Here is a 17,904-nt window from a genome sequence, read left to right as displayed (position 1 = left end):
CACTTATCGAACTTTCTATTCTGCATTGTTTTATCTATTTTTGCTATAAACATTAAAGCAACTACTATGAAACGGCTCCATACTTTATTTCTTTTTCTAACAATAGCGATCACTCTAATTGCTCAACCGATCTGCCAGGTGAAACATTTTTCGGTGAGTGACGGTCTTGCCCAAGGAGTAGTAATGAACATATTGCAAGATCAGAAAGGACTCATCTGGTTTAGTACCTGGAATGGGCTTAACAAGTTTGACGGCTACACGTTTAAGACTTACAAAACTTCACAAGAGAGTAAATACGCATTCGGAAGTAATCGTATGGGAACTATTTCTGAAAGCAAATACGGAGATATATGGTGCCCCACTTACGATGGGCAGGCTTGCCTTTTTGATGTAGAGTCCGAGAAGTTTATTGATGTGCTTCAACCTATCGAGCTTTCCACGAAACAAACTAATTATGTTACACGTATCTATTCATTGAAGAAAGGGATTGCCTGGATTCTCTGTGAAAACGGATATGCCTTCAGAGTAGACGAACAACTATGTAAAAAGGGAGAAGGTGTCACACTTTATGCACCTTCGAATCACAACCTGAAAGGTGACCAGATATTTAACGTTTATCAAGACTCTGAAGAAGACGAATGGATATTGACGGACAAAGGCGTTTCCATCATAGGAAAGAAAACGTTGGATACCGACTTTCCTTTTCAATTTATCACTCAAATAAAAGAAAGTATCTATCTGATCGCAGAGAATGATAAGTTAGCCAGGTATGATTTTCATACTAAAAAGCTGAAATTCGTAGATATTCCTTATCCGCACGATAAGATAAACAATGTTACTACGATAGGGAAAGATATGTTGGCATTAGGAACAGATAATGGACTGATATTGTATTCTATTCCCCAAAACAGTTTCCAGCAAATCGATATCCGCACCGCTACACAGACTTCTAACTTTGTAGAATCCGTCTATCAGGATTGTCAAGGAGAGATCTGGATCTTTTCAAAAGATCCTGGTATCGTCCGTCTTAATCTAGCGACCAATGAGAAAGAACATCTGTTCACTCCCAAAGATGAAATTATCAAGCATGGACGCAAAAGTCGCAAACTTATATTTGAAGATAATGCCAACAACCTATGGCTACTCCCCACAGAAGGAAACTTCTGCTATTACGACAGAAAAGAAAAAACTCTCAAACCGCTTCTTACAGACATCAATAATCCCAAATCCATTTTCAGCCCGTTAGTCAGGTATTATACATTGGATAATCAGGGAAACTGCTGGTTTGCGACAGCACGCGGCGTAGAAAAGTTATGTTTCTTTCCACAAAGTTATCAATTCAATTTGACTGATTACGAGGCGGAAACACGGGCATTCCTGCAAGACAGTCATAATCGCCTTTGGACCGCATCGAAGTCTAATTATATTCAAATATTTGCACCGGATGGCAGCCTGGTGGGATATTTATCCAAGCAAGGGAATATCACAAAAGAAAAGCAAGCTTTCTTTAATGGGGTATATTCTATTCTGGAAGATAAAGAAGGAAATATCTGGTTGGGGACAAAAGATATCGGTCTCTTCCAACTAAAAAGCACAGGAGTTTCCCCAAAGATAGGAGTAAACCAAAAAGCAAGAGAAAATCATTACTCTATCCACCATTTTGAGCACCAGCCCAATGATCCTTACAGTTTAAGCAGCAACAGTATTTATACAATCTTTCAGGATAGTCGCAATAATATCTGGGTGGGATGTTATGGAGGCGGATTAAATTTGCTGACACAAACAAAAGATGGAAAAACCTCATTTATCCATAGCAATAATGAATTAAGAAACTACCCTATAGCTTACGGAATGAAAGTACGCAATATCACCGAAGCTCCGGGAGGAGTTATTCTAGTGGGAACGACTAATGGATTGCTTACATTCTCAAACAACTTCGAACGGCTGGAAGAGATTAAATTCTACCGGAATATCCGCAGACCGGGAGATAAAAACAGTCTTAATGCCAACGATATCATGCACATTTATACAGACAAAAATAAAACCACTTATGTGATTAGTTTTACCGGAGGCGTAAACAAAGTGATATCTCCTAACTTGCTTAGCGAGAATATCCAATTCAAGAACTATGACAAGAACGACGGATTGGCTTCCGACTTGGCACTATCGATGATTGAAGATGCGCAGAATCAATTATGGGTTGTTTCGGAAATTGCTCTTTCCAAATTCAATCCTGTCAAAGAAACATTTGAGAATTATGAATTGAGTTCCATCTATCAGGAGTTCAATTTCTCTGAAGCTCTTCCTATTATCAATGCCCGCAATCAAATTGTATTGGGAACTGATAAAGGTTTTCTGGAAGTTTCTCCGGAGAAGATGCGGAAGAGTGGCTATATCCCTCCTATTGTTTTTACCGGACTTAAGATTCAAGGACATTCCACCGCTCATTCTATCGACAATCTGAAAGAACTGGAGCTGGAGCCATCACAAAGGAATGTTACTTTCCAGTTTGCCGCACTTGATTACGTCAATCCGAAAGGGATTCTATATGCCTATCGCCTGCAAGGGCTAGAGGATGAATGGAATGAAGCTGACAACAACCGTTCTGCAAGTTACATCAATTTGCCTGCCGGCAAGTACCAGTTGCAGATAAAGTCCACAAACAGTGACGGAGTTTGGGTAGACAATGTACGGACTCTGCAAATACATGTACTCCCCACCTTTTGGGAAACATACTGGGCATGGCTACTCTATTTCATTCTGTTTATACTCTTCACGGCGAGTATCGTATATGTATTGTTTTACATCTACCGGTTACGCCACAGAGTAGATATGGAGCAACAATTAGCAAATATCAAACTACGATTCTTTACTGATATATCTCATGAGTTACGCACTCCGCTGACATTAATCAGCAGCCCTGTAACGGAGGTGTTGGAGAATGAACCTCTTTCTCCTTCCGCCCGTGAACACTTGACTCTGGTACATCAGAATACAGAACGCATGCTCCGGCTGATGAATCAGATTCTGGATTTTCGCAAGATTCAGAATCAAAAGATGAAACTATTGATTGAAGAGACCGATTTGATTCCACTTTTGCAGAAGGTGATGAGTAGTTTTAAATCGATAGCCGAAGAAAAGAATATAAACTATCAGTTGACCTCTACCATCCAATCGGTGTATAGCTGGGTGGACAGAGATAAATTTGAAAAGATATTTTTCAATCTGCTTTCCAACGCGTTCAAGTACACACCTGCCGATAAATCAATAACGGTCAATATGACGACGAAAGAAAAGACGATAGAGATAGAGGTGGCAGACGAAGGAATCGGAATTGCAGTAGAAAAGCAACGTTCTTTGTTCCAACGTTTCGAATCATTGGTCAAACAGAATATTCTGCAACCTTCTTCCGGAATCGGATTATCTTTGGTAAAAGAGATGGTGGAAATGCATCATGGCACTATTACAGTGGACAGTCAGCCGGGAGTAGGCAGTTGTTTCACGGTAAGTTTGCCTTTACAACGGGAGGTTTTCGAAGAAGATGTGCAGGTAGAGTTTATACTGAACGACAGCCAAAGTTCAACGCCTCATCCGGTTGACAGCATGAAAGCACCGGAAGAGGTGGAGGAAAAAGAAGAGCTTGAGAATAATTCGGATGGTTTCTCCATATTGGTAGTAGAAGATAATGAAGAGTTGAAAGCATTTCTGAAGAACATTCTATCGGAGAACTACACTGTGATAACCGCTTCCAACGGTGAAGAAGGATTGCAGCATGCTGTTGACGATTTGCCGGACCTGATTATCAGTGATGTCATGATGCCTGTGATGGATGGTTTAGAGATGATAAGGCAAATCAAAGAGAACAATAATATTTGCCATATCCCCATCATTGTGTTATCTGCGAAAGCATCTTTGGACGATCGCATCGCCGGGTTGGAACAAGGTATTGACGATTACATCACCAAACCTTTCAGTGCCACTTATCTAAAAACCCGTATCGCCTCCCTGCTACGCCAGCGCAAAGCATTGCAGGAAATTTATATGAACAGGCTGATGGAAGGAAAGACTGCCTCTTCTCCAGATCTTCTCACTCCTTCGCAACCGCAGATTACTCCGTACGACGAGCAATTTATGGAGAAAGTAATGGCATACATGGAAGAGCAGATGGACAATGCCGAACTAACCATTGACCAGTTTGCAGAACAACTGATGCTTAGCCGCACCATCTTCTACCGGAAATTAAAATCAATCGTCGGACTGACGCCTGTGGACTTTATACGGGAAATACGTATCAAACGTGCCGTCCAATTGATTGACAGCGACGAATACAACTTCTCGCAGGTAGCATATATGACGGGATTCAACGATCCGAAGTATTTCAGCAAATGCTTCAAGAAAGTGATAGGAATTACGCCATCAGAATATAAAGAGAGGAAAAAGTGAAGAATTCCTCCTTTTCTACCGGATAATCCCCACAAAAATAATGAAAAGCGCGTACTATTGCAGTCTCAAATCTAAAAACCAAAAGAACTAGAAAATGAAAAAGCAATGGATCATTGCCTGTCTTATCGGAATTCAAGGGGTAAATGTACAGGCACAACAACCCAGCAAGTATCCCTATCAGGACACGAAATTAACTGCGGAACAACGGGCAGACGATTTACTTCAACGCCTCACATTAGAAGAAAAAGTAGCGTTGATGCAAAACAATTCCCCGGCTATTTCCCGGCTTGGCATTAAGCCGTATGAATGGTGGAACGAGGCCCTTCATGGCGTTGCCCGTGCCGGACTGGCTACTGTTTTTCCGCAAGCCATAGGTATGGCGGCTTCTTTCAACGACGAATTACTATATGAAGTCTTTGATGCCGTATCCGACGAAGCACGCGCCAAGAACCGCCAGTTCAATGAAAGAGGACAGTATAAACGTTATCAGGGACTGACCATGTGGACTCCCAACGTCAATATATTCCGCGACCCTCGCTGGGGACGGGGACAGGAAACATACGGCGAAGACCCTTATTTGAGCGGACGCATGGGAATGGCAGTCGTCAGAGGTCTGCAAGGACCGGAAGATGCCGAATATGACAAACTTCACGCCTGTGCCAAACACTTTGCCGTCCACTCGGGACCGGAATGGAACCGCCACAGCTTCAATGCAGAGAACATTGCTCCCAGAGACTTATGGGAAACTTACCTTCCAGCTTTCAAAGAACTGGTACAAAAGGCAGGAGTAAAAGAAGTGATGTGCGCTTACAACCGTTTTGAGGGCGATCCCTGTTGTGGCAACAATCGCCTGTTAACCCAAATTCTCCGTAACGATTGGGGATTCAAGGGAATCGTAGTAACCGACTGCGGAGCAATCGGAGATTTCTTCCAACGCAAAAAACATGAAACGCATCCCGATGCCGCCCACGCTTCCGCCGACGCCGTTTTAAACGGAACAGACCTCGAATGTGGCGGTAACTTCAAAAGTATCACCGATGCCGTGAAAAAAGATCTGATTTCGGAAGAAAAAATCAACACATCAGTCAAAAGATTGCTGAAAGCCCGTTTCGAACTGGGAGAAATGAATCCGACTCATCCGTGGAGTAACATTCCTTATTCTGTTATCGACTGCCCCAAGCATAAAGAACTGGCACTAAAAATGGCGCATGAAAGTCTGGTATTGCTTCAAAACAAGAACAATATCCTTCCATTAAACCGTCAAATGAAAGTCGCAGTGATCGGCCCCAACGCCAACGACTCGGTGATGCAATGGGGTAATTACAACGGTTTCCCTTCACACACCGTAACTTTACTGGAAGGAATACGCGCCAAACTTCCCGACGCACAAATCATCTACGAACCTGTGTGCGGATATACAAACGACACTACTTTGCATAGCTTGTTCAACCAGTGCAGCGTCGACGGAAAGGCCGGATTCAACGCCACTTACTGGAATAACCGCGAATATAAAGGTAAGATTGCCGCAACCGACCGTCTGACTACGCCTTTCCATTTCAGCGCAGAAGGTTCTACCGTATTTGCTCCGGGTGTGGGATTGAAGAATTTCACCGCCATCTATCGTTCTACTTTCCGTCCGACGGATTCCGGCGCCGCCACTTTCCGCGTGATGACGAACGGAGGAGTTACCTTATTCCTCAACGGCAAGCAGATAGCGGAAGCAACCAATATCAAGAATCACACCAACCTGTATTCGTTCAACTACGAAGCTGGAAAGAGTTATGACATTAAATTGCATTTTATTCAAGTAAAAGACAACCCTACACTTCATTTCGATCTGGCCAAACAGACTCCAATGGATGCGCGCGATATTCTAAACAAGTTGAAAAATACAGATGTAGTTATCTTCGCCGGAGGTATCTCTCCCCTGTTGGAAGGAGAATCGATGCGGGTATCTGATCCCGGATTCAAAGGTGGCGACCGTACGGAAATCGAATTGCCCGCCATCCAGCGCGAAGTGCTCGCTCTGCTGAAAAAGAATGGAAAGAAAACGGTATTTGTCAATTTCTCCGGTTCGGCGATGGCTATCGTACCCGAAACTCAAAGTTGTGATGCGATTCTACAAGCATGGTATCCCGGACAGGCAGGTGGAACAGCCGTTGCTGATGTTCTTTTCGGAGATTACAATCCTGCCGGACGTCTGCCTATCACCTTCTATAAAAGCATACAACAATTACCGGATTATGAAGATTATTCGATGAAAGGACGTACCTATCGTTTTATGACAGAAACTCCCCTTTATCCATTCGGCTACGGTTTAAGTTATACCCGTTTCTCTTATGGAAAAGCTACCCTGAACCAATCGAAGCTAGCCAAAGGCGAAAAAGCGATCCTTACTATCCCGGTAAGTAATGTCGGACAGAGAGACGGTGAAGAAGTGGTGCAAGTGTATATCTGCCGTCCTGACGACAAAGGAGGTCCACAAAAAACTCTTCGTGGTTTCCAACGGGTAAACATCGCTAAAGGTAAGACGCAAAATGTCCACATAGAACTTCCATACGATTCTTTCGAATGGTTTGATACCGCAACCAATACCATACGCCCTTTAAGCGGAACATATAAGATACTTTACGGAAACAGTTCAAATGAAAATGATTTGCAAACGTGCAGTATTCAGATTCAATAGGTAATACCGTTTCATATATAATTTGAGGCTAAGTTGAACTTAGGTTACATTGAGAATTTATAAAAAATGGCTTTTATTGTCAGGCCAAGAGTTATGGCTTCATAAAGTGATTGTTTTCAAGCTATTACCCACTGACAATAGAAACTGACAATAGGCTGACAATAAAGATTTCCGTCTTTTATTGTCAGCCTATTATTGTTTAAAACTACACTATGCAACTATTATCCCTTATTTACCAAGCCTGCATTATTCCGCTAAGATACCGTTATTGTTCAACCAGGGTGCCGCTATTGTTCCACTAAAGCACCGATCTTGTTAATTCTCCACGGCCGTGACGAGATCTCTCCACGGCTGTGGTAGGATCTTCCCACGGCCGTGAGAAGATGTTACCACGACCGTGGGAAAGTAAAGATAACGGCATCTTTGCCCAACTATGCAGGCACACTAACTCAACTATACAGGCACACTAACCAAACGATACAGACATACTTACTCAACTGTACAGGCATACTTACTCAACTGTACAGGCATATTAATGCAACTACATCAAAACCTTGAAACAATAATTCCAAGATGCCAGCATAACTATATCGGTATATTAATAAAGATATGAGAGTATCAATGAACGATATAGGCATATTGATATAGCCTCATCAGCCTATCAATGCTATAATGTACGAATGGACAGACTTGTATCCTTACTTGCCAAACAATAAAAAACAAGCTGACAATAGAATTCTCAATTCTTATTGTCAGCCTATTGTCAGCTTCTATTATCAGCATGTATTATACTGTAATTCACATCTTTAACCGCCGTCCTGACAGATTGACAATAAAAACAGTATAAAAACAACTTGTATAGTTAGTTCTTGGTCAGCAACCGCTTCTCCGAAATGGTTCCCAACTTTTTTCCGTTAATGGTGATATCCGTTGTATTTTCTATCTGTATCATAGATTGATCGGGAGTGTCAATTTCTACATTCTCAATGTTGAGCTTTGCCACTTTATTCACTACAATACCCTCTTTAGCACCTGTAACCACCATATTCTTGATGGAAATATTCTCAATCGGCATTTCGGGAAGTCCGTTCAGATACGCTGCCCGTCCTGCTCCCCTGCAAAACACATCCGAGATATAGATGTTTCTGAAAGCAGGCGTCTCCTCACTCACACTCGGAACCGGTTCACCGGGAGCACTTTTGGCCGCGTAATACAAGTCAGCAATCAAGGCATCATTAGGAATATCAATCATATTTATATTATTGATATAAATATTCTCCACAACACCACCGCGTCCACGGGCACTTTTAAACCGTAAACCGACATCCGTACCGATAAAAGAACATTCGGACACATACACATTCTTCACACCACCGGACATCTCACTGCCAATCACAAATCCGCCATGACCATGTAAAACAGTATTGTTTCTCACGATTATATTCTCACAAGGTTCACCCCTTCTGCGGCCATCCTCGTCTTTGCCCGACTTCAGACAGATAGCATCATCTCCCGCATCAAAGAAACAGTTGGCAATCAACACATTCTTGCATGATTCCACATCGAGCGCGTCACCGTTTTGTGAATACCAGGGATTGAATACCTTTACATCATTCAATATCAAAGATTCGCACGACAAGGGATGCAGACACCAACTCGGAGAGTTTTTGAAGGTCACACCTTCCAGAAGAATCTTTTTGCTCTTCACGATACTTAGCAATACGGGACGCAACCAACTCTTCATATCTTCCCATTCTTCACTCGTGATTTCAGTCCGTTTATCTCCGCTGCCGGGCATGAGAACAGATGCTTTCAGCGCTCCTTCATTAGGATACCACACCTTTCCGTTCTCATCCACCTTGCCACCGGAGTTCACCAGATTCTTCCATTGCCTGTCCGTCATCTTATCCTTCTTCACAGGACGCCATCTATCCCCCGCCCCATCAAAAACGCCATAACCGGTGATGGCTATGTTCTCCGCATTCATTGCCGAGATAGGCGACTGGCAACGTTTGGCATCCAGTCCTTCAAACGAAGTGGTAATGATCGGATATAACGAAGTATCACTACTAAATACAATCAACGCATTCTTTTCCGCATGCAAATTGACGTTACTTTGCAAAACAATAGGTCCTGTCAGCCACAAGCCTTCCGGAATGATTACTTTGCCACCTCCTTTGTCATGCACCGCTTTGATCGCATTATTAATTGCCTCCGTATTCAACGTCACGCCATCACTTTTTGCTCCGAAATCGCAGACATTCACCTGATAATCGGGGAAGACGGGACGCTCTATCGTGGGCATGGAGAAAGGAAGATCCTTATATAAATCTTCCATTTCTATCGTTTTATCCTCCGAGTTTGAATATGCCTGGCAAGATGTTAATAACAAGAATCCCACCAGCATTACTCTGAAATCCTTTTTCAAAAATCTATTCATACTTATCTTTATTATGTATCAAAACCTATTGAAATATACTATTTATTTTCAACGGGAAAGAATCGCCTTATTTCCCAAAGAACCATACTGATTCACAGCACAAACCTGCAATATCATCACCGGATATTCAGGAAGAGTCAGATACATTTCACGTGTCATACCTAATACCCTGTCTCCACAGAAAACAATATACCCCGTCGCATCCTTCACACTTTTCCACTCCAGTCTCCGGTCCTTTCTTTTAAGCCCCTCCGGAGCAGGAAGCTTTTCCATCATCATACGGGGATTCCACTGATCTGTTCCGGGAATTATATTCTCATAAGTATAAGTAGCAGCCTCTTCTGCCGTTATCATCGCACGACTGGTTCCTTTCGGAGCATTTTCACCACGTCCCTCATATTCCGTCTTACGCTGATCCAGTTGCAGGACATTACCCGCGGCATCCCGACTGTCATATTCGGCAAACAAAGTAGGGATCGCGCCCATATTTGCCCAACCTTCAGGAGAAATGGGAATGTTCATAGTAGTGTGAATATAAACCGTTTTCGGTGAATTATGCCACGGACGTCCCAGTTTCACCCCCCACTTCTTAACATTAGCCGCCGCTTCGTTACCATCTATCGTGCAGTCTCTGAAAACATACCCCCATTTCGCTTCCTTATGACAAGGAGCTACAATAATAGCACCGCTACGAGTATTATAGAAAGTACAATTTTCCACCAGTACATTTCCTCCGCCATAGAAATAATCTACCGCTCCTTCAATCCAACAATCTTTGACATAATGTCGTGCAGTATCATTGCCTGTAGTCATCCATGTATCCTGAAAAGAACGGAAGTTACAATTATTAAATGCGATACGATCCGCCTGACTGCTCATAGCCAAAGCTTGCGGCCCTTTCTGGTTATCCACTCCCCAGTCGTTAACATAAGAGATGTTTTCCGAATAGAAATCAGGCGCTTCAATCTTCACTACACTACCATCGTATTTATAGACATCCGATTCCGGATTATGAACAGAATGTCTCCAATAGTCGGTATCTGTCGAAGTAGCCTCTGGTTTGCCACCCACATTCAGACTGTGGTGAATGATGGTTTTATCTTTGTCCTGTCCTATCAAATGAATGAATGTTTTTGTCTTTGGTATAAATAGGTACTCTCGATAAGACCCATTCTTCACAAATATGCACCAAGGTGTTTTTGAATTTTCGGGTGCGGCATTTACAGCCTCTTGCACCGTTCTGTAATCACCACTGCCATCTCTTGCCACTACAGCCTGAAAAGGAGAATTACTTTCACCGGAATGATTCCTATCTATTCCTCCCCTCCCATCAGCACTCCAGACTGGGGAACACAAGGAGAACAGCAAGATGACTCCCTGTAAAATGCATTGTATTTTCTTCATACTTCAATTGTGTAAATTTTATATAGAGGAAAAAACAGCCCCCGGTTTCTTTTCCCAAGGGCCATTTGTTTTCAGAAAAACGACCTGTTCATAACCAGTATGGTCCTGACAATTATCCGACTATGGAATCCAACGAGTATCACCGGAACGATTAGTGACAATCGGAGAATTCGAATCCTTGATTGTCAGATCGCCCTTTTCCGGATCAACAAACAGTTCGGTAGCAGTAATATCCAGATCGGTTGCATTTATCTTACTACCACCCAACGCATAATCTTTCGTTGTATAATTGTTAGAGAAGCTAGTGGTAGTATTGGCACCGATTGAATAAATTTCACCACACGGTGAAGCCAAGACCACTCCTTCCAATACCAATTCCGAACCAACAGCAGACTGTATATTAATCATACGCTGATTGCGACAGAAGCTGTAGAAGGTTACATTCTTATATTCCAGATGAATAGGCTTATCCAGATTGGGAGCATAGAAAATGTTGCCCCAGCCCCAGCCGTCTGTACTGTTGTTATCTCTACTGAATGTGCAATTTCTATAAACAACTCTTTCTACATGATCATAAGAGTTACCTTCCTTATCTGTCGATCCAAGATGGAACGTGCCGTATGCACCAGTCTGCCAACCGCATTGTTCAAACTTGCAGCCTTCCATTTCGAAGTTCAACAGATGTTTATTGTTAGCTCCCTGATGACGCCAGAATCCACGTCCGAATCCATAAAAGTCGCAATTAACGAAACTGATATTCTCCAGCGTGTATGCATTACCACTATTAAAGAAATAACTGTTCAATATCTCCTGTCGGAATTCGACATTTACAAACTCTATACCGGAAATATAAGATCCGGCAACCACATTCCATGAAGATTCCATAGTGACAATAGGCTTAATGCCTTCCGTGCTACCGACCAGACGGAAACCTTTCTTTATTGCAAATGGACTCAAACGATAAGAAGAGCCAGCCGGCAAGAAATATTCGGTACCCTCCGGAATCTCCGCATTATCATTATTGTCAGTCAGAAGTTTCGTCAAATCATCATCCCAACCTACCGTAATAGATTCGGCAGCCGGTCCCGCTGTACGGAAAGTAGCCTGATTATAAGGTTTGTCATATTTCCTCGGCTTACTTGTATCGTAAATATTAACCGCATACAATGTATTCTTATCCAAACCAGTAACTTCGGCACGTCCTTGTGCTTTCTCATCTTCAGTCAGATAACGGGATACATTCGCTAAAGTTTTGTCCATCATCGGCATCACACTGATACTATCTACCGGATTTTGCATATCTACCTTCCAGCGGATAATGGCAGAGTTTTCTGTTATTTCTGTCTTTGAAACATCTTCCAACAACTTCGCATATTCCGGTCTGGCTTCCGTAGAAGCATTCGTGTAAGTCCACTGCGAGTTATTTGCAGCATTCACCGCATTCGAACGTACCCGGATATAAAATGTGGTCCCCCAGGGAATATCATCGAGGAATACGAACGGCTCGGTAGTAGTCACCGACATAAACAAACTTTTATAATAAGTATCCTGATGCAACTCTACCGTATAAGAGGATGCATCATTTACTTTATACCACACCAAAGTAATAGAATTACTCTTCACCTCTGGTTTCTCCAATACGAATCTGGGCTGAAACAGATCGTCTATTTTGTTATATTGGTCATCTTGGCAACTTGTGAAAAGAGTTCCCCACAACAAAGCAGGCAATAAAACTGTTGTCAATCTATATAGTAACTTCATCATAACATTCATTTTTACTGATTAATATCCATAATAGTTTCGAATACCTCCTCTATGGTCTGTAATTACTTGTGAAGGATAAGGACACAAATATCTCAACGGATCAGAAGGTTTCACACTCTTGTCGTTATTCAGATTGATAAATCCTCTGAAACTCCAGGAAATCTCTTTCAAGGTCTCAAATTGCTGCGTTTCCGAATTCAATACTCTCCATCCAATAGCGTATGCCAACGTTTGATAACCGGCAGGTTTACCCGTTCCGAATTCTTCTTTCTCAATGCCGACTATATCCAGAATGGTTCTGTCCGGATGTTCCGGATCAGGAACGGACTTATAATAAATATTTTCAGGCACTTTCTCAATACCCGGTATATAGGTACCATTGGCAACCAACCCCCAATTAATCATTTCAAAATAAAGATTATAGATCACCTCACTGTACTTATTCCAACGGGCCAAGTCATATTTACGGATACTTTCACCCCCAAATTCCCATTTTCGTTCGTCCATGATTGCTTTGAAGAAATCGTCTTCACTATTCAGGCTTTCTACGTAAGATTCTACTTTCGAAGCCCACAAAGAAGGAGCAAACGCACGGCGTCTTACTCTCTTCATCGCTTCCTTTGCATCATCACGCGGTCCGAACCGCTCATTCACCGCTTCAGCATACATCAACAATACATCTGCAAATCTCATGCGTATGCTATTGATACCCGTTCCCGCACCACTGGAAGAGCCTAACGGAGACTTCATTTTAAGTTTCGACCATTTACCTACTCCCATGCTGGCGATTCCCATATCAATTTCCTGATTCAGGTTCTTATCGTATTTATAAGGAGTACACGTAACGTCACGACGCAAATCATCCCCATCAAATGTAAACATATACGTACCACAATAATGCAGATAGTTGCTGGCACTTCCGTACTCATGCTTGTCACCGGCAATCGTTACACCCACATTATATCCGTAACGGCTGGTAACACTTTTCAGCATAGGGATAGCAAAAATCACATCGTCATTATTCGCTGTAATCCAATTGCATTCATTATACCAAAGTTCTTCGTAACTCTGTTTCAAATCATGCTTGTTTTCCTTGATTACTTTACCCAGATAGGTGATAGCAATATCATAGTAGTGCTCGAAATTGTCACCACGTTCCATATATCCCACGTTGTCAGGATTATCTTTATCGGGACGTAAAGACCATCCTCCACGATACAAAGCCAGTTGTCCGATAAGTGCCTGGCAATATTCGCGGGAAGCACGCTCTACCCCGTAATCCAGATCAGCGGCATATTTCATCATCGGCTCCACAGCGATCAATTCGTCAATCAGGTATTCCAGTATCTTGTTCCGTTCCGTCACACCGACTGAAAAGAAATCATCTGTGGATTTCGAAGGTTCGGTCACAAAAACGACATCCCCCCATGTACGAATCAAATCCAGATAAAGCATTGCGCGAAGTGTTTTCACCTCTCCGTACATCTGTTGTACTTCAGTCGGTCCCTCCTCTTTTATCTGTAAGGAGAACAAAGAGGAATTTTCCATTTCGTGCAGGAAGTCGTTAGCATAATTGATCACGGAATACATATTGTTCCATGTACTATTCAACGTATTCCAGTAGGGTTTGGAATCGAAACAACCGATATCCGCACCGGTGGCTGCTACGGTGTTATTCTTAAAAGAAGACATTTCTACATCCGTATTCGTATTCAGGCTATTGGCAAACGTACTGCCATACATACCGTCTTCTGTCATTGCAGAATACATTTTAGTCATCAAAGCTTTGGCTTCCTCTTCTGAAGCAAAAACATATCCGGGGGTAAATCCTGAAGGAGGCTCCACATCCAGAAAGTCATTACAAGATGTAAAAGAGAGCATTGCGCAGGCTATGGTTGAATATAACAACTTCTTATTCATAGTTCTTTCATTTTAGTTAGTTAATTAAAAGGTCAATTGCACACCGAACGTATATGTGCGGCTTCTCGGATATCTGTTATTATCGATATTCGGCGTTAATCCGGTAGCAATGTCTACCTCCGGATCATAACCGCTATATCCGGTAATCGTAAACAGGTTGTAACCTGACGCATAGAAACGTACTCTGCTCAAACCCACTTTATTGGTCCATACACGTGGCAGTGTATAGCCGATAGTAGCCGTATTGAGACGCAAGAAAGAACCGTCTTCCACTGCATATGACATTGCAATGGGACGTCCGATAGAAGTCGGATTCCACATTGTCGCATTCTTATTAAACTCTGCAAGAATTTCCGGACTGTAACGAATTTCATTACCCATATCATCAAAATTACGCCAACGCTTCGCAGAAGAGATATCCATACTGAAATTGTTGTAATTATTGCTTGCCCATGTAGTCATCATTACTTTATTGGCATTGAACACATCGAAATCATACATAAAATTAAAGAACGCACTTACATCAAAACCTTTAAAAGTTGCATTTAATCCAAATCCTCCCGAAAACTTCGGAGTAGTATTACCGATCACAGTACGGTCGTCATCCGTCAACGTATACGGATTGGCACTATTTTCATCTACCGGAGTCAGTTTTTTAAATTTGGCATTACCCGGACGCGGATCACCGGACAACGGGCTGGAGTTTACGACTCCGTCTTTCAATGTCCATGTTCTGGATTTTGAATCAAATGGTTTGAAATCATCCACTGTATAGAAACCGTCATTAACAAATCCATAGATCAAACCGGTAGTACCCCCTACATAGGCACGATAATCATCTGAATTCAAGAGTTGAGTGCCCGCCCAACCAGAAGAAAGCACCATTTCCTTTTCACCACTTGCGAGCTTGTCGATCTTGTTTTTATTACGACCGATATTAAACGTCGCGTTCAATGTAAAGTCCGGACGGTCGATGATATAACCGGTCAGAGACAACTCCACCCCTCGGTTTGAAGTCTGCCCCACATTCTCCATAAGACGTGTGTAGCCTGTATAGCCGGGAATAGTAGAAGAAAGAAGTAAGTCTTTCACCGTGTTCCAATAGAATTCCAATGTTCCGCTTAACCGTTCTCTGAAAAAGCCAAAGTCAACGGCAAGGTTACGGGTAATGGTAGTTTCCCATTTTACATGGGGATTATATAGTTCTTTCGTGTTATAAAATTGATAATAATAGCGGCTCGTTTCTCCCCAACCCGCAGGCCGGCTGCTGCTGATACCATACAATTTCTGATAAATATCGGAAGAGATACGATCATTTCCAGAAGCACCATAACTTACTCTCAATTTAAGATTCGACACCACTTCACTCTCTTTCAAAAAGTCCTCATTAGACATACGCCATGCAACAGCCGCTGCCGGGAAAAATCCCCAACGATTGCCTGAAGCAAACTTCGATGAACCATCGGCACGCAAGGTCACAGTAGCGAGATATTTATCCTTATATCCATAGTAAGCACGACCGAAAAAAGAAGAAATGCGTGTGGGCGAACCGGCAGAAGACTTATTTTCGTAAGGAGTACCCAAAGACAGGTTATCAAATGCCTTTTCCGCAGTTGTATTCACCGGAAAATAGCGGGTAGTATAGGTCTTACGGCTGGATTGGGAACTCTTCATTTCTTGTCCGACCATCAATTGAATATCATGCGTATCATCCAACATAAAGTTGTAGTTAAACACATTGGATAATTGCCATTTGGAGCCTTGAGACATACTCCACTCAGCCATTGGCTGGTTATTATTATTCTTGGCGTTAGATGTATCAGTACCCCAAAAACGCCGAGACTCCTCTGTATTATTTTCAAAGCCGAATTCCGTACGGAAAGTCATGCCTTTCATTATATTCCAAGTCAGGGCACCTATCGTATTGAGAGACTTATTAATTCTTTTCTTATAATTCTTTTCAGATTCTTCTTTCGGATTAAAACGAGTTATCTCATCCAATAAATCAGGGTCATAATAAGTGTCATCTTCCGGCAATTTCATATATTCATCCAATCCTTCAGTAGGTGCCTGACGAAGTGCATCCAAAAGACTCACCCCATCCGTACCGGAACCATCCACTTCTTTATGCAACAAACGGGTGCGGTACTCAAAAGTCAGGAATTTAAAGAGTTTGGTATTCAAACTCACATTCAGGTTGTTCTGTTTCAACCCGTTCCCCACCATCACACTAGGACGGTCCTGATGAATAAATGCCACTTTATATTTCGTTTTCTCTGTACCACCATTGATACTAAGGTCTACATATTTAGATACCGGATTCGTTCCAAAAATTTCATCCTGCCAGTCCGTTCCTTTATCTCCCTGATAAATATAGAATTCATATGCTTGTCCATACTTATTAAAGAAATCATTGGGTATGGAATTCTTTTGGCGGGCATTCTCATATTGCATCAAAACATATTCGTAGGGATCCATCACGTCCAGCTTGTTTGATAATGTGCTTGTCTGCAAGTAAGTATTTAAATTGATAGATACGCGTCCCTCCTTAGCTTGTTTGGTAGTCACCAGAATGACACCATTGGCACCGCGAGCACCATAAACTGCCGTAGAAGCAGCATCTTTCAAAACATCGATTGACTCTACATCTGTCGGCGGAATATCATTTAAACTACCCACTTCAAATCCATCTACCAAAATTAGCGGACTGTTGTCCTGCGTGATCGAACCTCCACCACGCACCAATATTTTAATTTCCGCATCCGGCGAGCCATCTACTGCTGTCACCTGCACACCCGGCAATTTACCGACAATAGCCTCTGCAACGGAAGCAGTCGGTACTTTTTCGAGAACCTTGCCCGATACACTCGATACCGAACCTGTCAGATTGCCTCTTTTCTGTGTACCATAACCGATTACGACCACATCATCCAGTTGTCCGACAGCTTCCGTCATCTGAATATGAATTCCGGAAGTACGTCCTTTCAACGGCTCTTTCACTTCATTCATTCCGACATAACGGATAGTCAACACAGCTTTATTCACATCAGGGACATTGGTCAGTGTAAAGTTTCCATCTATATCGGTAGTAGTACCTATTTTTGTGCCTTGCACCATCACTGCGGCACCAATTACCGGTCCGTAGTTGTCTGTCACCGTACCAGTTACAGTCTGTGCAAAACCACTGACCGCTACCAATAACAGGGTGAATATACTTATAATTAGTTTATTCATTATACTAAAGTTT

7 protein-coding genes are annotated in these 17,904 nt (G+C 42.4%); 2 read left to right on the top strand and 5 right to left on the bottom strand.

All coding sequences use genetic code 11. The features are described from left to right. Nucleotides 1-66: 66 nt before the first annotated feature. Together ACT8YW_RS03450 and xyl3A are read left to right on the top strand one after the other, a co-directional pair. Nucleotides 67-4,443 (top strand): two-component regulator propeller domain-containing protein, encoded by a 4,377-nt coding sequence (locus ACT8YW_RS03450; protein ID WP_444104028.1) that lies wholly within the window; start codon nucleotides 67-69, stop codon nucleotides 4,441-4,443. 94 nt (nucleotides 4,444-4,537) lie between these two features. Then, nucleotides 4,538-7,129, top strand: coding sequence for a xylan 1,4-beta-xylosidase (gene xyl3A / locus ACT8YW_RS03445; RefSeq protein ID WP_444104027.1), 2,592 nt, complete (start codon nucleotides 4,538-4,540; stop codon nucleotides 7,127-7,129). A gap of 862 nt (nucleotides 7,130-7,991) precedes the next feature. Here xyl3A and ACT8YW_RS03440 read toward each other — a convergent pair. From ACT8YW_RS03440 to ACT8YW_RS03420, 5 genes are all read right to left on the bottom strand, one after another. Next, nucleotides 7,992-9,569, bottom strand: coding sequence for a glycoside hydrolase family 28 protein (locus ACT8YW_RS03440; protein ID WP_444104026.1), 1,578 nt, complete (start codon nucleotides 9,567-9,569; stop codon nucleotides 7,992-7,994). A 48-nt stretch (nucleotides 9,570-9,617) separates the two neighbouring features. Further along, nucleotides 9,618-10,973 carry a pectinesterase family protein gene (locus ACT8YW_RS03435; RefSeq protein WP_444104025.1) on the bottom strand — a complete coding sequence of 452 codons (1,356 nt, stop codon included), beginning with the start codon at nucleotides 10,971-10,973 and terminating at the stop codon, nucleotides 9,618-9,620. Nucleotides 10,974-11,093: 120 nt separating this feature from the next. Continuing rightward, nucleotides 11,094-12,737: a DUF5123 domain-containing protein gene (locus ACT8YW_RS03430; RefSeq protein ID WP_444104024.1), complete on the bottom strand. Its 1,644-nt coding sequence runs from the start codon at nucleotides 12,735-12,737 to the stop codon at nucleotides 11,094-11,096. Between the two features lie 18 nt (nucleotides 12,738-12,755). After that, nucleotides 12,756-14,657 (bottom strand): RagB/SusD family nutrient uptake outer membrane protein, encoded by a 1,902-nt coding sequence (locus ACT8YW_RS03425; RefSeq protein ID WP_444104023.1) that lies wholly within the window; start codon nucleotides 14,655-14,657, stop codon nucleotides 12,756-12,758. Between the two features lie 24 nt (nucleotides 14,658-14,681). Further along, on the bottom strand, nucleotides 14,682-17,891 hold the full coding sequence (locus ACT8YW_RS03420) for a SusC/RagA family TonB-linked outer membrane protein (protein WP_444104022.1): 3,210 nt from the start codon (nucleotides 17,889-17,891) through the stop codon (nucleotides 14,682-14,684). Between the last annotated feature and the right edge of the window lie 13 nt (nucleotides 17,892-17,904).

Source organism: Bacteroides sp. (assembly GCF_052357945.1).
GTDB lineage: Bacteria > Bacteroidota > Bacteroidia > Bacteroidales > Bacteroidaceae > Bacteroides.
This window is presented reverse-complemented; position numbering and strand designations above follow the sequence as displayed.